The organism is Dysgonomonas sp., from assembly GCF_035323175.1.
Taxonomy (GTDB): Bacteria; Bacteroidota; Bacteroidia; order Bacteroidales; family Dysgonomonadaceae; genus Dysgonomonas.
The window spans coordinates 105,628-127,252 of sequence record NZ_DAOKYH010000009.1; the positions used below are offsets into that span (position 1 = coordinate 105,628).

The window sequence follows — 21,625 nt, forward strand, 5'->3', positions numbered from 1 at the left end:
GTAGTCCCTTTCTCATTCGTTTAATATGTTTTTTTTGATGATTTAATCAATCTTTTAATTTATTGCTCTATATATTTTTATCCATCATATTATAAAAAGCAAGTTTCAGCCTCACCCTATATTACTGAGCGAATATGTAAAGCAAAAAGAATTATCGGAAAAGAGCACGAAATGATTTAACAATAATAAGAATGCAGGCATATTGTCGGAGCATTTTAATACCTTTGCAGATACTTGTAAAACGAATGGAAACTCAATGGTTACAGTATTATTATCGGGTGGATTGGGGAATCAGATGTTTCAGTATGCGGCTGCCAAGTCGTTGGCTATTCGTTTAAATACGACTCTGTCTGTTGATCTATATACATTTTCTAAAAAAACGCAAGCTACCATACGTCCCTACGAACTGGGTATATTTAATATAGAAGATGTAGTAGAAACCTCGTCTCTGAAAGCAAAAGCTGTAACTAAAGCCAGACCCTTTATTCAAAAGTACAGATCTTTTTTTCAGAGATTAGGAGTGTTTACCGATACGTATGCAATCTTATACCAACCGGCTTTTGAAGCTCTGACAGGAGACGTGATAATGTCCGGCTATTTTCAGAATGAATCATACTTCAATAATATATCTGAGCTTTTACGGAAGGATTTTTCCTTCAAATATCCATTAACCGGAAAAAATAAAGATATTGCAGGGCAGGTTTCAGAAAATCAGTCTATTGCCGTTCATATACGCAGAGGGGATTATCTGAATAAGAATTCACAATCGAATTTTGCTATCCTTGAAAAAGACTATTACGAGAATGCCATCAACTATATATCTGCGCATGTAAAGAATCCTGAATTTTATGTTTTCTCAGAGGATTTTGATTGGATAAAGGATAATCTTAACTTTAAAGAATTTCCTGTTACTTTTATAGATTGGAATAAAGGAAAAGACAGCTATATAGACATGCAGCTGATGAGCTTGTGTAAACATAATATTATAGCCAACAGTAGCTTTAGTTGGTGGAGTGCGTGGCTTAACAACAATGAAGAGAAAAAGATAATTGCTCCCAAGCGATGGTTTGTAGATGAGCAAAAAAATGAATTGCTAGATTGTTTTTATCCTCAAGGGTGGATCAAGATCTGATATATATTTTAGTGTCAAGATTATCTTATTATATACGGTTGAGCCTTTCAGGAGAGAAAAAGGTAACAGTATAAAAACATACAATAAAGTGTCACTTTTGTCACCTTTTAACATAATTGTAAGATTATACTGTTTGAAATGAGTGTTTTACAAAAAGTGACAGTTTTTATTAAAATAGCCGATTATGCCAAAAGTATCGATATTAATGCCAGTTTATAATACCGAGCAATATTTGTCTCAGGCTTTAGACAGTATTGTATCGCAGAGCTTCGAAGATTGGGAGCTGATACTTATAAATGACGGGTCTACCGATCGCAGCGAGTCTATTATTATGGACTATGATGACGAACGTATTTTTTATATAAAGAATCCTGTCAATCTGAAATTGATAAAAACGCTAAATAAGGGTATTGATTATTGCGGTGGACAATATATAGCTCGCATGGATGCCGATGATATTTGTCACCCCGATAGATTGAAGCGTCAAGTTGAGTTCCTCGATTCACATCCTCAAGTACTGATGTGTGGCACTGCCGCTACGGTGATTGATAATAGTGGGAAGAAGACCGGAAATATTCATAATCTGACTAGTGATGATTATCTTCAGATCAACCTGATGTTTTCCCCTTCTTTTATTCATCCGAGTATGATGATTCGCACCGAAGTGCTGAAACAGAATAAGTACGATGAGGCGTATAAGCATGTGGAAGACTATGACTTGTGGTGCAGGATAGCCAAGCTCGGCAAGGTTGCAAATATTGATGATGAACTGCTCCGATACAGATGGCACGACAGCAATGTGTCGGTTTTAAATAGTGAAGTACAGCGTGAACTGAAAGATGAACTTATAAAAAGAGAGTTGAGCCGACTCGACTTAATTCCTACCGAATTGGAGCTATACTGTCATAAAGTAACTTTCCAATTGTATGCTTTGGGGAATAAGTTGGATGTCCCCGTTGACCGATTTGAAGATATAGCCAATTGGTTTACGAAGCTGATTCGACAAAATGAAATAAAGCATATTTATTTACAGCCGGCACTGGTTGCTTTTCTTTGGTCTCGCTGGACTGTGTTGTGCATTTCGCAAAAGAAGTATGGGAAAGTTTTATTCCCTCCTTTTGCTAAATACAATCCCGCTATATTGAGCCGATTAATAAAATTGATCTTTTTCTTAAGAAAAAAATAATGACAGATACAGAAGAACTTAGAGAAATATACAATCCTGATGGTTCTGAATTAAGGACGCTACAGCTGAAGATGCTGGATATATTATCTATTGTAGCCAATATATGTGACAAGCATAATATCCCATATTGGATAAGCGGCGGTACTTTGCTTGGTGCTATCCGGCATGGAGGGTTTATTCCCTGGGATGATGATATTGATATCGAATTGCTTTTTCCCGACTATCAGAAGTTATTGAAAATACTGCCTAAGGAGTTGCCGGACAATCTGTATCTGCAAACTCCCAAAGAGAAAAGTTATAGGTTGTTGTTCTCTAAGGTGAGAGACAGACATTCTATTGTTTATTCCGAAGAGGAGGATATGGCAAGCTATAAGGAGAAAGGTATATTCATCGATATCTTTCCTGAGGAAAGAAGCTATCGGTGGATGAAGAATATTGTTGACTTTTTCTATGGAAGAGCTTTTAGGCGTCTAAAGAGAGGGAGGCCATTCTTTTCACTGACATATTTTTATGAATACGCAACGTCTTTGTTGTTATACCCTATAGGGTTGTTGTTGAAATATACAGCTAGAGGGATTTGTTCTATAACAAAACCTGATAATATACTACATAGCTATGGAATAGGAAACTCTACGAATCACAATGCAGGGTATCTGTTTCCGGTAGGAAAAGTTATGTTCGAAGGGAAAGAGTTTTCATCACCTAAGGAACCTGAAACATATCTGAAAAAGCAATATGGCGATTACATTACCATTCCTCCCAAAGAGAAGCGGGCAACTCACTTTCTTAAAGTTGAATATTTATAGTCCCATCGTCTTGAAGAGCTCTCTTTCTTTCGCTTTTGCCTTGTCTAGAGATGCTTGATCCTGAATATTTATTCCATACTTTGATGGAGAAGGGATGGTTAGTTTAGTTCCAAGAGGTATACTGTTGATATTCTTTATTTTATCTTTGTTTTCCTCGTAGATATATACACAGAACGATTTGTGTCCATAATACTTTAGTGAAATATTACGTAAGGTATTACCCGGTTCTATCGTTATGATTGCCAGAGGTGTATTTCCTTTTGTGGCTGTTGGTTGCTCTGTCTTTTGAGTCTGAGGCTTTATCGAGTTTTCGCTAGCCAAGGTTTTCTCCGTTACAATGGCAATTGAATCTTGTTCTTTCGCTTTAGCTATAGAGTCGGAGGATACGGCAAGAGTATCAGTTTTTTTGTCGTCAATATTTTGGTTGTCAGCAACTATGGCTGTATTACCGTTTCCTGTGGGGCCTTCGGTCAGGAATCTGGCAATTTCTTGGAAATACAATCCCCCGATCAGAAATGCTGCGATAATCAGGAATATGAAGAATCCTAAGGAAACGAATTTCTTTCTTCTCTTAGCAGCCTGTCTCGTCTCTTTCACGAGCCTTTCGTATTCCAGATCTTTTTCTTTAGCAGCTAATTTAGCCTCTTCAATCCTCTGCTTATACTCTAGTATTCTTTCTTCAGAGACCTCATCAGTTATTGGTTCAGATATATTTTCAGTTTCACTTGGAGCTATTGCTTCATTATCAGATTGTCGTGCTTCTTCTTCCCGGTTATTTATTTCCTCTAGTTGCTCTTCCTCTGTATTAGGGGAAGTGTTTTCTGTCTCTATTATAGTGGTGTCTTCACTCACTAATTCAGGCGTGAAGTCTTCATTCTCTACTTGCTGTGGATCTGCTGTTGGGGTAGGTGAGGCCTCATTTGTTTCTTCATCTACAGAAACATCTTCTTCCTCATCAGCCTCTTCTATATTTACTGTTTCGTCTTTTTCTATATTATCAAAAGAAACACCTTCTTCTAAAACGACGCTCTCGAAGTGGGCGAAAGGACGGTTTATAGCTTCCTTTAGTAACTTGTCAGGAGTGAAGCTCAGTTTGTAATGAGCCGCTATTTCGATAGCTTCGCCGGTATTTACATCTACGCTTTTACGTGCATTTACTTTTACTAGTTTAAAAGTCCCAAAGTCTTTTATCTTTAGAGACTCGTTGCTTTCTATCGTTTCTGATATAACAGCTATTAACTCACGCAGAAATACTTCGGCTTCTTTTTTTGTAATCTCCTGTTTCTTAGCCAGAAGATCAATCAAATCCTGTAGACTAAGACGTTCATTCATTTATTTCAAGTTTTTTGAGGTTCTCTTTTATAGTTTGTCCGGGGCGGAAAGATAAAGTGATTTTAGGTGGAACCAGAAAACGCTGTTTCGAAACAGGATTGACAGAAATACGCTCAGCCTTCTTTTTTGTTTCAAACAATCCAAATCCCTGAATATTAACAGAGTTGTTTTCTTCTAGGTTTGAATTGATGATAGAAACTGTGGCTTCCAACACTTCTGATGTCTGACGCTGTGTCCAGCTCAAACGTTTTGCCAGTGCGGCTATTAATTCCTGGTTCGTCATAGATATTCCTATTAAGGTTAAATAACTTCTCCGTACAGATCAAACGATTGGGTGTCAGTTATCTTAACATTATAAAATTCCCCAATATTAAGCATTTTATTTTTCTTTATCAAGACCTCGGGATCAACTTCCGGCGAATCGTACTCGGTACGACCTACGTAATAGTCGCTCTCCTCTTTATCTACAACCACTTTCAGTGTTTTGCCTATTTTCTCCTCATTCGTCTCGAAAGCTATTTTTTCTTGAGCCGACATCAACAAGTCCATTCGTTCTTGCTTTGTAGCGTCTGATATGCTGTCCTTATAATTGTCGTATGCGTATGTGCCATCTTCATGAGAATAAGGGAAAGCTCCCATTCGCTCGAAACGCATATCGTTTACAAATTGCAATAGTTCTTCAAAGTCTTTCTTTGTTTCGCCCGGATGACCTACCATTAATGTTGTACGCAGATGTATACCCGGTACTTCTTCTCGGATACGCTTCATCAGATCGTATGTTGCTTGCTTGGATATGTTGCGTCGCATTTTAGTAAGCATATTATCGCTAACATGTTGTAGAGCTATATCCAGATATTTGCACACATTATCGTTTTCTCGCATCACTCTTAGCAGATCGTAAGGGAAGTTTGCCGGATATGCATAGTGGAGGCGTATCCATTCCACCCCTTCTATTTTTGCAATACGTTCGATCAATTCGGGGAGTTTGGCTTGCTTATAATTGTCGTATCCATAGAATGACAGGTCTTGCGCTATCACCTGAAACTCTTTTACACCCGTAGCTACCAGATTCCTAACTTCTTCTTCTATTTCTTCTATCGGACGAGATTGATGTTTGCCCGTCATGATAGGAATTGAGCAGTAAGAGCAAGTTCTGTTACATCCTTCCGATATTTTCAAATAAGCATAATGCTTGGGAGTTGTTATGCTACGTTCCAAAGCTATATCTTGTTTGAATGATTTACCCAAATCAGAGATGAGCATTTTCCAGTTAAACTTACCATAAAAATTATCTACCTCCGGGATTTCGGCTTTCAGTTCATCCATGTACCTTTCGGTGAGGCATCCCATCACAAAAAGTTTACTAAGCTTTCTTGCTTTCTTTGCTTCTGCAAATTCGAGAATCATATTTATGGATTCTTCTTTTGCATCCCCTATAAATCCGCAAGTATTGATTACAGCAATCTCTCCTTCCGGTTTATCGGGGTCGTGCTTTACTGTATATCCATTTGCTAAAAGCTGTTTCATCAACAACTCTGAATCCACCAGGTTTTTAGAACAACCCAGTGTTATGACATCGATTCTGTTTTTTTTCATTCTTTATGCTCCAAAAAGACTATCGACAAATTCCTTGCGTGTGAAAACTTGCAAGTCGTCGATTCCTTCTCCTAATCCAATATATTTTACCGGAATTTTAAATTGATCGGAAATGCCGATGACTACACCTCCTTTTGCCGTACCATCCAGTTTTGTTATAGCTAAAGCCGTAACATCGGTAGCGGCTGTAAACTGAGTGGCTTGTTCAAAAGCATTTTGTCCTGTTGAGCCGTCAAGCACAAGCAGAACTTCATGGGGAGCCTCGGGAACAATCTTTTCCATTACCTTTTTTATTTTGGTAAGTTCGTTCATCAGGCCAACCTTGTTGTGCAAGCGTCCGGCAGTATCTATAATTACAACATCCGCATTGTTTGCTTTAGCAGAGCTCAGCGTGTCGAAAGCAACTGATGCTGGATCGGAGCCCATTGCCTGTTTTATTACAGGTACGCCAACTCTTTCTCCCCAAATAACCAATTGTTCTACAGCAGCAGCACGGAATGTATCCGCAGCTCCTAAATAAACTGATTTGCCCGCTTTCTTAAACTGATTTGCTAATTTCCCGATTGTCGTTGTTTTCCCAACACCATTTACTCCGACAACCATTATCACATAAGGCTTGTAATTTTCGGGTGTAGAGAAACCTTCTGTATCTGTGGTGTTGTTTTCTGTCAGCAGATGAGCAATTTCCTCCCGAAGAATTGAATTTAGTTCATCTGTGTTGATATATTTATCCTTTGCAACTCTTTTCTCTATTCTTTCTATGATTTTTAATGTAGTATTCACTCCTACATCCGAAGTAATGAGTACTTCTTCCAAATCATCTAATACGTCATCGTCTACCTTCGATTTGCCGGCTACAACACGTGACAGTTTAGAAAACATAGATTCTTTGGTTTTCTCTAAACCTTTATCTAGAGTTTCTTTTTTTTGCTTCGAAAAGAAATCGAATAGTCCCATAGTTTACTCTTTATTATCAAGTAATTATCGCATACTTGTTTAATGTTAAAACAGGCTTATTTCCTGCTATACAAAGCTACGAAATGGATAATAAAAAACCTCCCCACATGAAAATGAAGGAGGTTTTTTAGATATTTTTAACAAGATTATTTCGTGAAATAGTCTTTTACTGATTCATTCGGAACCATTTCTTCTTTAAATGTGTAAGCTCCTGTTTTAGGAGATTTTACCATTTTGATTACTTTTGCATAGTTACGACCGTCTTTCGTTGAAGCGTCGCGGTAACCTGCTACTGCTTTCTTTGCCATGGTTTATATTGTTTTTACTTTATTTCTTTATGTACAGTAACTTTCTTAAGAACAGGATTGTATTTTTTCAATTCTAATCTTTCAGTAGTATTTTTTCTATTCTTTGTAGTGATGTAACGTGATGTGCCTGGCATACCACTTGCTTTGTGCTCTGTGCACTCAAGTATCACTTGGATTCTATTTCCTTTTGCTTTCTTAGCCATTTCTTGATCCTCCTAATTTATGCGTTCAAAAAACCATCTTCAGCCGCTCTTTTAAGCGCAGCATCCAATCCAATTTTATTGATTGTACGAAGACCGGCAGCAGAAACATTCAGGCTGATCCAACAATCTTCTTCTACCCAGTAGAATTTTTTTCTGAAAAGATTGACATTAAATTTTCTCTTAGTCTTTCTGTTTGAGTGAGAAACATTATTGCCAACCATAGCTTTCTTTCCTGTAATTTGACAAATCTTGGACATTGCTATTGTATTTATTATATGTTTATTTTTTAGTTTTATCGTGCAAAATCGGGTTGCAAATTTAGTTATATTTTTCAAACCTACAAATATTTAAAAGGTTAAAGTTACACTAAACGCAATAAATAAATTAATTGATTTTGAAAATGTAAGGAATACGCAGATTGTTGTAAATTTGTTCTCGATATGAGTACCAAACGTATTTTGATTACAGGAGCCAGTGGCTTTATAGGGAGTTTTCTTGTCGAGAAGGCTTTGGAGGAAGGGTGTGAAACTTGGGCAGGCGTGCGTAAAAGCAGCAGTCGTGAGTATCTGAAGGATGATCGTATTCAATTTTTAGACCTGAACTTTGGGGATAAAAATAAATTGAAAGAACAGCTATCTGACTTTAAAAAGAAATATGGCAAGTTTGATTATGTCGTACACAATGCCGGAGTCACTAAATGTTTAGATGCTGAAGATTTTGATAAAATAAATTTTCGATATACAGCCAACCTTATCGATGCATTGCGAGAAGTAGAAGCTGTTCCCGATAAATTTGTCTTGATGAGCAGTCTCAGTGCTTTTGGTGTAGGAGATGAAGAAAATTATACTCCTATTAAGATAACCGATACGCCGAATCCTAATACGGCATACGGGAAGAGTAAGCTGAAAGCAGAATGTTATCTGCGCTCTATGGACGATTTCCCTTATATAATATTACGTCCTACAGGTGTATATGGACCTCGAGAAAAGGATTACTTTCTGATGATAAAGACTGTCAAATCCGGACTTGATGTGGGTGCCGGTTTTAAGCCACAACACCTGACTTTCATATATGTGAAAGATTTGGTGGATGCCGTATTTCTTGCGCTGAAGACGGAACTCAAGAATAAAGCTTATTTTGTAGCCGACGGAGATGTGTATACAGACAAGGAGTATACGCAGTTGGTAAAGCAAGTTATAGAAAAGAAACATGTATTGAGTCTTAAAGTTCCTTTGTGGATATTGAAGACTGTTTCTATTGTGGCTGAAAGTATTTCCAGGATAACAAAGAAGCCTTCGACCTTGAATAGGGATAAATATATAATAATGAAACAGCGCAATTGGGAGTGTGATATAACCCCTCTTGTAAACGATCTGGGTTTTACTGCTAAATACAACTTGAAGGATGGGCTCGAAGAATCTGTGAGTTGGTATAAAGAAAATGGATGGTTGTAGAATTAGCGTTTATCGCTAAAAATGTGTAACTTTACATAGAGGTTCGTGCTGAAAAAAGATGAGTAGACCTCAAAATATTTAATGCGTAAAGTGGGGTTGCCTACTTTTCATCTGGCACATCTTAGTTTATCTATATCCGTAAAATATGTGCCACTAATTTTTTTTGATTCTTCTATTGTCGGTCTTGTAACTTCGAAGAAATATCTCAAATTGTTTCTAACAAAAAACATCTTAAATAAAGTAAATGCGTATAAATAAATATATCAGCGATAGCGGTTATTGTTCGCGACGAGAGGCTGATAAACTGATAGAACAGGGGAGTGTTACAATTAATGGAAAAAGAGCTTCTATCGGAAGTCAGGTGCTGGCCGGGCAAGAAGTGAAAGTCTATGGAGAGACAGTTACCTGTAATACTGAGCCTGTCTTTATTGCTTACAATAAGCCGATTGGAATTGTAAGTACCACAGATGTGGATGAACCCAATAATATTATTGATGCCGTTGGGCATGACGAACGAATATTTCCGATAGGGAGGCTTGATAAAGATTCGCAAGGTCTTATAATCCTGACCAATGAAGGAGATATGGTGAATAAGATGCTGCGCGTCGACAATAATCATGAAAAAGAATACCATGTAACTGTGGATAAGCTTATAAATGAGGATTTCGTTAAAAAGATGCAAGGCGGAGTGTCAATTTTAGGAGTTGTTACTCGTAAATGTGAAGTCGTTAAAACGGGGACTCATTCGTTTAATATTATATTGCGACAGGGACTGAACCGCCAAATACGGCGTATGTGCGAATATCTCGGATATAATGTTGTGAGGCTCGAGCGCATACGAATAATGCATATAAAGTTGGGTAACATAAAAGTTGGTCAATGGCGTAATATTACAAAAGAAGAATTGGAAATACTGCGTAAGAAAACAGCATCTTCTGTAAAAACTGAGAGTGCGCCGAAAAAGAAGACAAAACCACAAGAAACAAAGACTCCTCAAACTAAAGGCAAGTCTGCTAATTCATACAAAGAGAAAAAGATGCAGGCAGGATACAAAGAAGGTGGTAGTGGTATGAGAAATGGAAAATCAAGTGTAAGGAAGAAAACCCGAAAATAAAAAGAGGGTGGCAGAGGGTCTTTTTTTAGTTAAAAGAAATGTGTAAAAAAGATAACTCGACTTTACAAAAAGGCTAAAAAGGTGATTGTCACCACAACAAACAGCTTTATAGCCCTTAAAAATAATAAACAAAATTATTTGATAAGGAAAAAAATATTAACTTTGTACAGCTTTTTAGAAAGCATGTTTTATAACATAATTTCACATCTTCTCAAAAGCTTTTAAGTTGGATATACTCGATTTTTTAACTATAAAAATTAAAACAAAATGATTAAAGTAGGTATTAACGGTTTTGGACGTATTGGACGTCTTGTTTTCCGTGCTGCACAAAAAAGAAATGACATTCAGATTGTAGGTATCAACGACCTTATCGACGTAGAATATATGTCTTATATGTTGCGTTACGATACTATGCACGGTAGATTTGACGGAACAGTTGAAGTTAAAGACGGTAAATTGGTTGTTAACGGAAACGCTATCCGTGTAACTGCTGAAAAGAATCCTGCAGACTTGAAATGGAACGAAGTAGGTGCTGAATATGTTGTTGAATCTACTGGTCTTTTCCTTGAAAAGTCAAAAGCTCAAGGTCACATCGACGCTGGTGCAAAATATGTAGTAATGTCAGCTCCTTCAAAAGACGATACCCCTATGTTCGTTTGTGGAGTTAACACAGATAAATATGTAAAAGGAACTCAATTCGTTTCTAACGCTTCTTGTACTACAAACTGTCTTGCTCCTATCGCTAAAGTATTGCACGACAAATTTGGTATCGTTGAAGCTTTGATGACTACAGTACACGCTACTACTGCAACTCAAAAAACAGTAGACGGACCTTCAGCTAAAGACTGGAGAGGTGGACGTGCTGCTGCCGGTAACATCATTCCTTCTTCTACCGGTGCTGCTAAAGCTGTAGGTAAAGTTATTCCTGAACTAAACGGAAAACTTACAGGTATGGCATTCCGTGTTCCTACATTGGATGTTTCTGTAGTTGACCTTACTGCTCGTCTTTCTAAAGAAGTATCTTACGATGATATCTGCAAAGCTATGAAAGATGCATCAGAAGGCGAATTGAAAGGTGTTCTAGGATATACAGACGAAGAAGTAGTTTCTTCAGACTTCCTTGGCGATGCTCGTACTTCAATCTTCGATGCAAAAGCTGGTATCCAATTGAGCCCAACTTTCGTTAAAGTAGTTAGCTGGTATGACAATGAGTGGGGATATTCTAACAAATGTCTTGATCTTATCGCAGCTATGGCTAAAGTAAACGGATAATACAAGTTATCTATATATAGTAAAGAGGCTGTCTAATATTTAGACAGCCTCTTTACTATTTAATAGCAAGGATCATATTTTTATTTATCCATTACTTTTTTGATATCTTCCATCGTAAAACTACCTACGATACGAATAATAGTACATTCGGTATTTTGACTTATAACCATTACCAAGTCTTTGAATTTGTTGTTACCGTCTTTCTGTGCATAAAAATTGATTATCTGATCGCTCTCTCTTACAGACATCAGAGATTCGAATGCCTTATTCTTCTTCAAAGACTCAGCTTCAAGCATCATCTGTTTGATAGAGTTTTTGTTTTCGCTGGTGTATATTTCGAGTTGTTCCAGCTTATTTGCCAAACCTTTTACATTCATACCTCCGGTATCCATATTAGGAACCATAGACAGAAGAGCTTTAGAAATGTATACAGTTGTAATATCCTTGTTGTTAGAGAATCTTTCAAACATTTTATCTTGTGCCTGAACAGCTATAAGACTGAGCATAAACACAAATGCTGTTAGTAATCCTTTTAATTTCATGATTCTTTATCTTTTTTTCTGTTGAAAGTTTTATTTAATATTTCGTTTGTTTTATCCAGATTTGTTGATACTAAAGCCAGTTGATCCATACCTTTATTGAACTTCGACGATAACAGGACTAGTGCTTCTTGAGCTTCCTTTATCTTTTGTTCGTCTGCCTTGTCGATAGTCTTATCAATGGTCTGAGCTATAGGTGCCGTTGTTTCCTTCTCCTGTTTGTTGAAATATATGCCTGCTGTAATTAATATCGCTATACCCGCGGCGATGCTTCCTGCCCACCTCAGTATATATTTCTTCTTTGATGCAGGTTTTAGTTCTACCTTTACTGTTTCCTTTGCTGCTAGTTCATCTATCAGAGTGCCTAGCTTCGCTTCTAAATGAAGAGGAACGTCAATAGGCTCAGATTTGTATAAGTCGAGAAATAAATCCCTTTCTTTTAGCAATTCTTCCGCAACATCTTCACCCTGAAAATAACTTAGCAATAGCTTTTCTTCTTCTATTGTAGTCTCTCCATTGTAAAAAGCTTCGACTAATTTTTTTATTTCGCTTGTCTTCATCTTTGTTCTATTTTAGAGTATTGCTCTCTTATCGTTTTCCTTGCTCTGGATAGTATAACCCGTATATTTCCGGGGCTTATTCCGGTAATGTTTTCTATTTCTTCATCGGTATATCCATCCCAGTGCTTCATCATTATCACCTGCCGTTGCTGATCGGGTAGCTTATTTATCAGATCTTTTACATATGCAGCGTCATCCTGTATTTCTAATTGCTTAGACAGAGATGAGCTCTCGGGTATTTCGGTATCATATGACGTATGATAGTCATTCTTTGCTTTTCTCAGATAATCGAGACAAGTGTTGCGAACGATGATAATGGCAAAGCCTTCTGTATTTTCGATCTGCTCCAATTCGTCTTTCTTGTTCCAGAGCTTGATGAACGTTTCTTGCACTATGTCTTCTGCATTGGCTGTATCCTGTACTATTCGGTATGCTATTCGGTATAACTTCTGATGATATGGTAGAAACACTTTTTTAAAAGTTTCTGCATCCATCTCATTTGTTTTTATTTTGTTCTTTAAGTATTTCCGTAAGATCCGATTCGGTAAGGTTGCCGGACATCTTTACAATCACAGCATCTTCATTATCTAATACCAGAATGTATACACCGGTAAATAAGTCACCTTCTTTGTGCGAGATAATTTTCACATTGTCGTCGGCTTCATTCACCGATAGTAGGGTTGCATATCCATTTCCATCTTTGAAACTTTGAATACCTTCCAGAAATTTAGTTTTTACCTCAGGACTATATTTTTCAATAGCAAGAACTTCTATAGAGTCTATCTTTTGCATGAATGCCGGCATTTTGGAAACCATTTGCCCGGTTGAATCAGCAGTCATGGCTGCCTTCATAGACATATCGAGCATAGAGCGATCTACTAATTGTCGTTGTACACCTTCTTGTTTCGAAAACTCAGACATAAAACTATTCAGATCTTGAGCATAAGTGAATTGTACTGCAACGAAGGTCAATACTAAAGAAAAAATATACTTTTTCATAATGTTCTGTTTTTTATTTATAATTGTGTTTACGTAATTTTAATAGATGCTATTTGTCGTATTTCTGAACTAATTGGGTCAGATCCTCTTCTTTTATTTTACCCGAAAACTTCACTATAGTCGGGTCGTTTGCACTCATACAAAGTATAACCATGTCGCTTATTGTATTGTTTTTCTTTTTCATCATAATGCGTACATTATCATCTTTGTCTTTAGCCATGAGCAGCGTTTCGTAACCGTCCCCATCTTTTAATTTTTCCATTTGGTCGGTTAGATTTTGCTTTACAGCAGAGTTGCAGCTTGATAGGTCATATACTTCCATCGAATGTATTCCTCTGGCAACCGGCATATCACCCACTCCTCCAAATGCTTTTCCTAAAGTCATCATAAAAGGTCCGATTTTAACGGTTTCAATGTTTTCTACTTTAGATAAGTTATCCATCAACTTGTTTAAACTTTGACCGTATGCTATCTGGCCCAACGCAATAGTTAATACCAGACAAATTAAATACTTTTTCATAAATGTTTTTATATTTGAGTCGTTATAAATTTGTTAGATGTGCGCTTTCATCCACTTTCTATTACTAAGACGAAACAACCCAAAAATTTGTTACAGTGAAAATGCAAAAAAAAGTATTGAAGTAAAAAAAGAGCTGTATTCTACTTAAATACAGCTCCATATTATCTTGTTTTTATCGTTATTTATTTATCGCCTGTGTCTTTTGTAAATTCCAGTACAACTTTGCCTTCGCTCAAAAAGGTGAGTTTATCTCCTGTTAAAGCTGCTTGTAGAGGTGTAGACAATTTAGAAAGAAATAAAGATTCACCTTTTAAGCTCGGACATGCCATTTTGGTAGACATAGCAGGACCGAATTTAATCGTGTTTTCTTCTAAAGTGAAAGTACTGCGATAGGTATTACATCCTGCATTACCAAAAACTTTACCGTCTGTTGTTATTTCCATCGAGGCTGGTTTGTCGGGGAATAATACTGCCATGTCTTCCCCTTCGATAGAACTCAAAGTCCATTTTCCTGATATATTATCAACATTTACAATGTTTGTTACTTCCGAAGTGGCTGTTTTTTGAGACTTTTCGAACTCTAATAATACATTTTTTCCTTCCGAAAATGTGAGTTGCCCTTCTTTTGACAGAGAAACCACAAGATTAGGAGTTGATAAAGCTGCTAAAAACTCAGATTCCTTATTCGCATGCATACATGCCATCATGGTAGATGCTAATTGAGGCGCAGAAAATATATTTTTTTCACTCAATGTAAAACCTCCTGTATAACGATTACAACCTCCACTACCAGATAGCAGGTTTTTCGAAAAATCAAAATTTATATTCGGAAGTTCTCCCGAGAATGCTGTTTGTGCAGGCTCTCCCTTGAGTGTTTTCAAAACCCAAGGACCACCTTCTAGTTGAGCTTTTTCGATAGGTTTTACAGAATTACAACTTTGAATAACGAAAGCTAAAGTAAGAATTGTAACAAAAAAGGTTGCTGATTTTAAAAAGTGTTTCATAATGTTTCTCTTTTAATTTTGTCAATATTTATGTAGTTTTTTCTTTACTATTAATATTCTATATTGAATTATCCTCCGGAATTATACATATAAATAAAGCAATGTATATACGTATATTCATTTCTATTGTAAATTATCTTTTAGACGAAAATAGAGTCGGTTCGTTGCATGCGCACCTGTTTTATAAATCACCAAGACTCCGTTTTTACAATATAAGTTTAAGGTCATGTATATAAATAAACAGATATTTAAGGTGTTATGTTCAACCGTTTATTGGGTCGTGATTTTTGATTATATTTCATTCAAGCCTAAATTAAAAATGAGATTAAGAAACAAGAACAAACAAAAAACTCTGACTTAAATGTTTAAGTCAGAGTTTTAAAAATAATAAATATTTTGTTTTGTTATCCTTTTTCTTATATCGAGAAGTGTTCGGGACGACGAGCTACTACATCTTTGTAAAGAGCTTTTATTTTGGCAATATCTCCTTCTACATCACCTGTAGGCATTATTATCTGCTTGAAGTTTGCCTCCTTCTTACCATAGTCAAGAGCTGCAATTACAATAGGCACATCGGCTTCCATCGCTATAAAATAAAAGCCTTTTTTCCATTCGGAGTTGGCTTTTCTGGTGGCTTCAGGTGTTATGGCTAGTTGAAAATTTTCTCTTTTAGAATATATTTCTGCCATCTGCTCTGTTAGTGATGACTTTCTGGAACGGTCGACAGGGATTCCTCCCAACAATTTGAATAATAGATTCATGGGAAAGAAAAACCATTCTTTTTTGATCAGGAAGGATGCTTTTCGTCCCATCGCTTTATAAACAATCAGTCCCAATGGTAGATCCCAATTACTGGTATGTGGGGCAACACATATAACACATTTGTCTGGTAAATTATTCAGACCTGTAATCTTCCAACCTATAAGGCGGAGGATAAAATTACATATACTTTTCATTAACCTAAAGATTCTATTTCTTTGGCAATAGAGTTAATCTGCTCTTTGAAATCAGCTTTAACCTTTTTGTAATAAGCTTTTACTCTGCCTTTAACTTCTTTTCCCTCGTTTACATTCACTCTCTTCAGAAATTCTTCCTGAGTTTCTACTATTCGGGTTATTACTTTATCTGCAGCTGCCTGGTCAGCATCTATTACAAATACTTTGTAAAATACACAGTCAGTATATAATAAATCTATTGATTCGTTTATACTTTTTTTAAGCTTTCTTCTACTACTCACAGTCAAAATATATTTATATGTTTATTATCTTTGTTACCTTTGCGGTTTCTAAAAGCGAGGGCAAAGTTACTAAAAAAAGAGAACGATAGCCCTTATTTGCTTTTATTTAATTCTATTTATTCATAAACGTAAGACACGAATTAGCATCATTTATGGCAAAGCGACTCAATAATCCTGATTATATTTTTGAAACAAGCTGGGAGGTATGTAACAAGGTTGGAGGCATTTATACCGTGCTGTCAACCAAAGCAAAAACAATGCAGGAAAAGTATAAAGACAGAACAATCTTTATCGGTCCTGATATTTGGAAAGAGACTACAAGCCCTTGGTTTCAAGAAGACAACAAGTTGTTTGCCGAATGGGTAAAGACAATTTCGATATACGATAGGTTGAAGGTAAGAGTCGGGAGATGGCTCGTTCCGGGTGAACCTATTGTGATACTTGTTGATTTTGAAAGCCTCTTTGCTCATAAAGATGAGATATATAGCTACATGTGGCACAAATTTGGAGTAGACTCTCTGCATGCGTACGGCGATTACGACGAAGCGTGTGTGTTTGCCTATGCTACAGGTGCGATAATCGAAAGTTTCTACAGATATTATAATCTTGACAAAAAGAAAGTCATAGCACACTTCAACGAGTGGATGCTAGGTATAGGTGCACTCTATGTAAAAGATCGTTTGCCAAAAGTAGGCACACTGTTTACTACCCATGCTACATCCATCGGTCGCTCTATAGCAGGGAATGGCAAACCATTATATAACTATTTGTTTGCATACGATAGCGATCAGATGGCTCGTGAATTAAATATGCAAGCAAAGCATTCTGTTGAGAAAACGGCTGCTCAGGAAGTAGATTGTTTTACTACAGTGAGCGATATAACCGCTAAAGAATGTAAGCAATTACTTCACCGTGAACCTTTGGTAACACCAAATGGTTTCGAGAAAGACTTTATACCTGTTGGCGAAGAACACGAAGCCAAGCGTCTTGCAGCAAGAAAAAAACTAATCAATGTTACCGAAAAGTTATTAGGGTATGATATACAAGAAGATGCCCTTCTGGTGGTAACAAGCGGACGTTATGAATACAGAAACAAGGGGCTTGATGTATTTATCGATGCAATGAGTAGGTTGGAGCACATTAAGCAACTCGAAAAAGATGTGATTGCATTCATTATGGTTCCGGCGTGGATAGATACTCCCCGTACAGACCTGCAAGAAAGATTAAGCAAAAAGGGAACCCCTGATACATCATTGACCTTTCCTCATATTACTCACTGGCTGAAAAACATGAATAATGACTCTATCCTGAATCAAATTTCGTATTTGCGACTACAGAACAGAAAGGAAGATAGAGTGAAAATTATCTTTGTACCTTCATATCTGAATGGGAATGATGGTATTTTTAATATTCCTTACTATGACTTGTTGATAGGAATGGATGTATCTGTTTTCCCTTCATATTATGAGCCGTGGGGATATACGCCACACGAAAGTATCGCTTTTTCAGTTCCTACTATAACTACGTCCTTAGCCGGATTTGGCTTGTGGATGCGTAAAGAAGGAGATGAAAAAGGAATGGATGACGGAGCAGAGGTAGTAACGAGAGACGATTATAATTTTATAGAAGTTTCGGAAGATATTTGTAACAGGGTGTTTGAAATGACGACCAAAAGTGCAGAACAAGAACGTATCCTGCGTAAGGCTGCACTCGATAGAGCTGCATTGGCAGATTGGGCTCATTTTTTCAAATATTATGAAGAAGCCTATGATATAGCATTAGCTAAAGCTTCTGAAAGAAAGTAAATTAAACTTTGCAAACGTTTGCAGCTTTTATAAAAGTTATAATTAGGTAATATAACGATAAAGGTTGCTAAATATGTTATATTTGTATTTTTACAATTATACATAACAACATCAGATAATCACAAGTTTAAATATATAACATCTATGAGAATTAAAGCAAGTTATTCGAATAATCCTACATGGAGAAGTGCGCATACACAAGTGAACTTACCAAAAGAATTATTACCGCTTGAAAAAATTTCACGTAATTTATGGTGGGTATGGAACAATGAAGCTACTGATCTTTTCGCCGAATTTGATCCGGAACTATGGAAAGATTCAGACAATAATCCGGTTCTATTGCTCCATAAATTATCTAATGAAAGAATAGAAGAGATTCTTAAAGACGCTACCTTAATGAATAAAGTAGATAACGTTATTAAGAAGTTCGATAAATATATGTCTCAAAAATTTGATACATCAAAACCGTCTGTTGCATATTTTAGTATGGAATATGGTTTTACTCATGTATTAAAGATATATTCGGGAGGCTTAGGAGTCTTGGCCGGAGACTATCTGAAAGAAGCAAGTGACAGTCATGTAGATCTTACAGGAGTGGGCTTCCTCTATCGTTACGGATATTTCTCCCAGTCTATTTCTCCTGACGGCCAGCAGGTAGCAAACTATGAGCCTCAAAACTTCGGAGACCTTCCTCTCGAGCCCGTGCTGAATGAGGATGGCAATCAGATGATTTTGGCTGTTCCGTATCCGGATAGAGATATATACGCAAATATATGGAAAGTGAATGTAGGGCGTATAAGCCTATACTTACTCGATACGGATATCGACTTGAATAGCGAATATGACAAACCTATTACTCACCAATTATATGGTGGAGATTGGGAAAATCGTCTGAAACAAGAATATTTACTTGGTATCGGAGGTATCTTGTTGCTTAATAAATTAGGTATCAAAAAAGAAATCTATCATTGCAACGAAGGTCATGCAGCCCTTATTAATGTACAGCGTTTACTCGATCTGATCGAAGGTGAAGGTCTTACATTTAATCAAGCATTAGAGGTTGTACGTGCTTCAGGTTTGTATACTGTGCATACTCCAGTTCCTGCAGGACACGACTATTTTGACGAGGGTCTTCTTGGTAAATATTTAGGGAACTATCCTGCACGGTTAGGTATCTCTTGGCAAGACTTTGTAGATATGGGACGTGAGCATCCGGGAAGTGGTGAGAAATTCAGCATGAGTGTATTTGCGCTGAATACTTGCCTTGAGGCTAATGGTGTTAGTTACCTACATGGTATTGTTTCCCGTCAGATGTTTCAGCCTGTTTGGCCGGCTTATTTCCCTGAAGAGTTACACGTAGGACATGTAACAAACGGTGTTCATATGCCGACTTGGACAGCAAAAGAAATGAAGTTGTTGTATGAAAAAACATTTGACAAGAGTTTCTATGATGATCAGTCCAATCACGAAATCTGGGATAATATATATAGTGTAAAAGATGAAGAGCTATGGAATGTTCGTTCTATCTTGAAAAAACGTCTTATCAGCTATGTACAGGAACAAATGAAAGAAGGCTGGATAAAGAGTCAAAAGGCTCCTTCAGCTATTTTCAATATTGTAGATAAAATCAACCCCGACGCATTACTCGTTGGATTTGGTCGTCGTTTTGCTACTTACAAGCGTGCCCATTTGCTATTTACAGACCTTGACCGTTTGGCAAAGCTGGTAAATAATGAAAAATATCCAATCCAGTTCTTATACACAGGTAAGGCTCACCCTGCAGATGGAGCAGGGCAAGGCTTGATCAAACAGATTGTAGAAATATCACGCCGTCCTGAATTTCTTGGAAAGATAATCTTCCTTGAAAATTATGATATGCGTTTAGCGAAACGTTTGATTTCAGGAGTAGATATCTGGTTGAATACACCGACTCGTCCACTTGAGGCTTCGGGTACATCAGGCGAAAAGGCCGAAATGAACGGAGTTCTTAATTTCTCTGTACTTGACGGATGGTGGTACGAAGGTTACAAAAAAGAGGCCGGCTGGTGCCTTACTGATAAACGTACTTATTCCAATCAGGCTTATCAGGACGAATTAGATGCAGCTGAGATCTATTCTACTTTCGAGAATGAAATATTACCTCTTTACTATGCACGTAACTCTAAAGGATATTCGCCTGAGTGGATACAGTTTATAAAGAACTCGATCGCTAATATTGCGCCTGAATATACAACTAAGCGAATGATTGATGATTACATCAAGAACTTCTATAAGCCAGAAAGAGAACGCATCAAACTGGTTACAGCGAATAACTATGCTAAGGCGAAAGAATTGGCAGCATGGAAAGAAGATACTGCCACTAATTGGGACAAGCTTGTAGTAGAGAAGATTACTTTCAATGGTCAGAATATAAAAGACGGAACTCCGCTTGCATCAAACAATTTTACTGAAGGTGAAAAGATTAAAGTGGAAGTTGTTATTGACAAGAGAGATATGAAAGGCGATTTGGGCATAGACTGTGTGCTTACCGAATATGATGCGGATAAGAAAACAGACAAGTTTATCTCTTCTCAAGACTTTAAGCTTGTTAAGGCAGAGGGTTCGAAATTATATTTTGAATTGGATTCAATAGCCAAGATTCCGGGACTATGCAACTTTGCTTACCGTGTATATCCGAAGCATGCGGATATGGCACATCGTCAGGATTTTGCTTTTGTTCGTTGGATCTAATATAAATAGGATACTATCAAAAAAGACGCATTTAACAAAATGCGTCTTTTTTATTTATATCAGATAGTTAAATCCTTTTATGCAGATTATTCCATCTCTTTAGCCTGATTCCATAAAGCATCCATTTCGGCTAAGGTCATATCTTTTAAATTCTTATTTTGCTTTTTTGCTTCTTGTTCTATGTAATTGAAGCGGCGTATAAACTTCTGATTGGTACGTTCCAGAGCATTATCCGGGTTCACTTTATATAGACGTGCTGCATTAATAAGGCTAAAAAACATATCTCCAAATTCAGCTTCTGTTTTATCTTCATCCATTTTTGATATCTCGTTTTTCAACTCTTGAAGCTCCTCAGAAACTTTATCCCAAACGTCTTCTCTGTTCTCCCAATCGAATCCTGCGTTGCGAGCTTTATCTTGTATACGGTGAGCCTTTGCAATAGATGGTAATGATGCCGGAACACCTTCAAGAATGGTTTTGTTTCCTCCCTTTTCTTTTAGTTTTAGTTGTTCCCACGATTTTTCAACCTCTCCGGCTGTTTTCGCAGCATCATCTCCGAATACATGGGGATGGCGATATATTAATTTGTCACACAAAGAATGACATACATGAGCTACATCGAATGTTCCTTTCTCTTCGCCGATTTTTGCATAAAATACAACATGTAACAAAACATCTCCAAGCTCCTTTTTGATAGCCTCATCACTATTCTGAATAATGGCTTCACAAAGTTCATAAACTTCTTCTATCGTATTGGTACGCAGGCTCTCATTTGTCTGTTTTGCATCCCACGGACACTTTACCCGCAACTCATCCATGATGTCGAGCAAACGTCCAAAGGCTTCCATTTTTTGTTCTCTTGTATGCATCA

General features: G+C 37.0%; 24 protein-coding genes. 8 read left to right on the plus strand and 16 right to left on the minus strand.

All coding sequences use genetic code 11. From position 1 onward, the window contains the following. The first annotated feature begins 256 nt into the window (after nt 1–256). The 3 genes from PKC55_RS11830 to PKC55_RS11840 all read left to right on the plus strand — a co-directional run bounded on the left by PKC55_RS11830 (nt 257) and on the right by PKC55_RS11840 (nt 3,124). A complete protein-coding gene (locus tag PKC55_RS11830; RefSeq protein WP_291128241.1) occupies nt 257–1,132 on the plus strand; it encodes an alpha-1,2-fucosyltransferase in 876 nt (291 codons plus the stop codon). 184 nt (nt 1,133–1,316) lie between these two features. Continuing rightward, nucleotides 1,317–2,318 carry a glycosyltransferase family 2 protein gene (locus tag PKC55_RS11835; RefSeq protein WP_291128239.1) on the plus strand — a complete coding sequence of 334 codons (1,002 nt, stop codon included), beginning with the start codon at nt 1,317–1,319 and terminating at the stop codon, nt 2,316–2,318. Further along, entirely contained in the window at nt 2,318–3,124 is an 807-nt protein-coding gene (locus tag PKC55_RS11840) for a LicD family protein (RefSeq protein ID WP_291128236.1), read from the plus strand. Before PKC55_RS11835 ends, PKC55_RS11840 begins: the two co-directional genes overlap by 1 nt. Here the strand turns inward: PKC55_RS11840 and PKC55_RS11845 are convergent. The 7 genes from PKC55_RS11845 to rpmB all read right to left on the minus strand — a co-directional run bounded on the left by PKC55_RS11845 (nt 3,119) and on the right by rpmB (nt 7,777). Next, the gene (locus PKC55_RS11845) at nt 3,119–4,456 is read right to left on the minus strand and encodes an HU family DNA-binding protein (protein ID WP_291128233.1); all 1,338 of its coding nucleotides are present in this window, start codon (nt 4,454–4,456) and stop codon (nt 3,119–3,121) included. The genes PKC55_RS11840 and PKC55_RS11845 overlap by 6 nt on opposite strands. Next, nucleotides 4,449–4,739, minus strand: coding sequence for an HU family DNA-binding protein (locus PKC55_RS11850; RefSeq protein WP_006842170.1), 291 nt, complete (start codon nt 4,737–4,739; stop codon nt 4,449–4,451). Before PKC55_RS11850 ends, PKC55_RS11845 begins: the two co-directional genes overlap by 8 nt. 17 nt (nt 4,740–4,756) lie before the next feature. After that, the gene (gene rimO, locus PKC55_RS11855) at nt 4,757–6,052 is read right to left on the minus strand and encodes a 30S ribosomal protein S12 methylthiotransferase RimO (RefSeq protein ID WP_135103596.1); all 1,296 of its coding nucleotides are present in this window, start codon (nt 6,050–6,052) and stop codon (nt 4,757–4,759) included. A 3-nt stretch (nt 6,053–6,055) separates the two neighbouring features. Then, nucleotides 6,056–7,009, minus strand: coding sequence for a signal recognition particle-docking protein FtsY (gene ftsY, locus PKC55_RS11860; RefSeq protein WP_252638239.1), 954 nt, complete (start codon nt 7,007–7,009; stop codon nt 6,056–6,058). A 146-nt stretch (nt 7,010–7,155) separates the two neighbouring features. Beyond that, nucleotides 7,156–7,317 carry a DUF4295 domain-containing protein gene (locus PKC55_RS11865; protein ID WP_135103598.1) on the minus strand — a complete coding sequence of 54 codons (162 nt, stop codon included), beginning with the start codon at nt 7,315–7,317 and terminating at the stop codon, nt 7,156–7,158. Nucleotides 7,318–7,331: 14 nt separating this feature from the next. Next, nucleotides 7,332–7,520 (minus strand): 50S ribosomal protein L33, encoded by a 189-nt coding sequence (gene rpmG, locus PKC55_RS11870; protein ID WP_006842174.1) that lies wholly within the window; start codon nt 7,518–7,520, stop codon nt 7,332–7,334. Nucleotides 7,521–7,537: 17 nt separating this feature from the next. Further along, on the minus strand, nt 7,538–7,777 hold the full coding sequence (rpmB, locus tag PKC55_RS11875; RefSeq protein ID WP_006842175.1) for a 50S ribosomal protein L28: 240 nt from the start codon (nt 7,775–7,777) through the stop codon (nt 7,538–7,540). Nucleotides 7,778–7,960: 183 nt separating this feature from the next. Between rpmB and PKC55_RS11880 the strand changes: the two genes are divergently transcribed. The 3 genes from PKC55_RS11880 to gap all read left to right on the plus strand — a co-directional run bounded on the left by PKC55_RS11880 (nt 7,961) and on the right by gap (nt 11,360). Further along, nucleotides 7,961–8,974: an NAD-dependent epimerase/dehydratase family protein gene (locus PKC55_RS11880; RefSeq protein ID WP_291128229.1), complete on the plus strand. Its 1,014-nt coding sequence runs from the start codon at nt 7,961–7,963 to the stop codon at nt 8,972–8,974. Between the two features lie 244 nt (nt 8,975–9,218). Beyond that, nucleotides 9,219–10,088 (plus strand): 23S rRNA pseudouridine(2604) synthase RluF, encoded by an 870-nt coding sequence (rluF, locus tag PKC55_RS11885; RefSeq protein WP_291128226.1) that lies wholly within the window; start codon nt 9,219–9,221, stop codon nt 10,086–10,088. A 267-nt stretch (nt 10,089–10,355) separates the two neighbouring features. Then, on the plus strand, nt 10,356–11,360 hold the full coding sequence (gene gap / locus PKC55_RS11890; RefSeq protein ID WP_006842178.1) for a type I glyceraldehyde-3-phosphate dehydrogenase: 1,005 nt from the start codon (nt 10,356–10,358) through the stop codon (nt 11,358–11,360). An 80-nt stretch (nt 11,361–11,440) separates the two neighbouring features. Here the strand turns inward: gap and PKC55_RS11895 are convergent, their stop codons facing one another. The 8 genes from PKC55_RS11895 to PKC55_RS11930 all read right to left on the minus strand — a co-directional run bounded on the left by PKC55_RS11895 (nt 11,441) and on the right by PKC55_RS11930 (nt 16,219). Then, complete coding sequence (locus tag PKC55_RS11895; RefSeq protein WP_283686863.1) at nt 11,441–11,902, minus strand: DUF4252 domain-containing protein; 462 nt, start codon at nt 11,900–11,902, stop codon at nt 11,441–11,443. Further along, nucleotides 11,899–12,459: a PG0215 family putative anti-sigma factor gene (locus tag PKC55_RS11900; RefSeq protein ID WP_291130557.1), complete on the minus strand. Its 561-nt coding sequence runs from the start codon at nt 12,457–12,459 to the stop codon at nt 11,899–11,901. Before PKC55_RS11900 ends, PKC55_RS11895 begins: the two co-directional genes overlap by 4 nt. Continuing rightward, nucleotides 12,456–12,953, minus strand: a complete 498-nt coding sequence (locus PKC55_RS11905; protein ID WP_252638229.1) for a GFO_1088 family ECF-type sigma factor — start codon at nt 12,951–12,953, stop codon at nt 12,456–12,458. Before PKC55_RS11905 ends, PKC55_RS11900 begins: the two co-directional genes overlap by 4 nt. A gap of 1 nt (nt 12,954) precedes the next feature. Beyond that, nucleotides 12,955–13,458 carry a DUF4252 domain-containing protein gene (locus tag PKC55_RS11910; RefSeq protein WP_135103607.1) on the minus strand — a complete coding sequence of 168 codons (504 nt, stop codon included), beginning with the start codon at nt 13,456–13,458 and terminating at the stop codon, nt 12,955–12,957. Nucleotides 13,459–13,507: 49 nt separating this feature from the next. After that, nucleotides 13,508–13,978: a DUF4252 domain-containing protein gene (locus PKC55_RS11915; protein ID WP_135103606.1), complete on the minus strand. Its 471-nt coding sequence runs from the start codon at nt 13,976–13,978 to the stop codon at nt 13,508–13,510. A gap of 182 nt (nt 13,979–14,160) precedes the next feature. Then, nucleotides 14,161–14,982 (minus strand): META domain-containing protein, encoded by an 822-nt coding sequence (locus PKC55_RS11920; RefSeq protein ID WP_291028982.1) that lies wholly within the window; start codon nt 14,980–14,982, stop codon nt 14,161–14,163. Nucleotides 14,983–15,398: 416 nt separating this feature from the next. After that, a complete protein-coding gene (locus PKC55_RS11925) occupies nt 15,399–15,938 on the minus strand; it encodes a 1-acyl-sn-glycerol-3-phosphate acyltransferase (protein ID WP_006842186.1) in 540 nt (179 codons plus the stop codon). Continuing rightward, nucleotides 15,938–16,219, minus strand: coding sequence for a hypothetical protein (locus PKC55_RS11930; protein ID WP_135103604.1), 282 nt, complete (start codon nt 16,217–16,219; stop codon nt 15,938–15,940). Before PKC55_RS11930 ends, PKC55_RS11925 begins: the two co-directional genes overlap by 1 nt. Before the next feature lie 152 nt (nt 16,220–16,371). On the opposite strand from PKC55_RS11930, the gene PKC55_RS11935 reads away from it, so the two are divergent. Together PKC55_RS11935 and glgP are read left to right on the plus strand one after the other, a co-directional pair. Then, on the plus strand, nt 16,372–18,024 hold the full coding sequence (locus PKC55_RS11935) for a glycogen/starch synthase (RefSeq protein WP_291130551.1): 1,653 nt from the start codon (nt 16,372–16,374) through the stop codon (nt 18,022–18,024). A 144-nt stretch (nt 18,025–18,168) separates the two neighbouring features. Next, the gene (gene glgP / locus PKC55_RS11940; RefSeq protein WP_283686857.1) at nt 18,169–20,754 is read left to right on the plus strand and encodes an alpha-glucan family phosphorylase; all 2,586 of its coding nucleotides are present in this window, start codon (nt 18,169–18,171) and stop codon (nt 20,752–20,754) included. An 86-nt stretch (nt 20,755–20,840) separates the two neighbouring features. Here the strand turns inward: glgP and mazG are convergent, their stop codons facing one another. Then, complete coding sequence (gene mazG / locus PKC55_RS11945) at nt 20,841–21,623, minus strand: nucleoside triphosphate pyrophosphohydrolase (RefSeq protein WP_291029588.1); 783 nt, start codon at nt 21,621–21,623, stop codon at nt 20,841–20,843. Between the last annotated feature and the right edge of the window lie 2 nt (nt 21,624–21,625).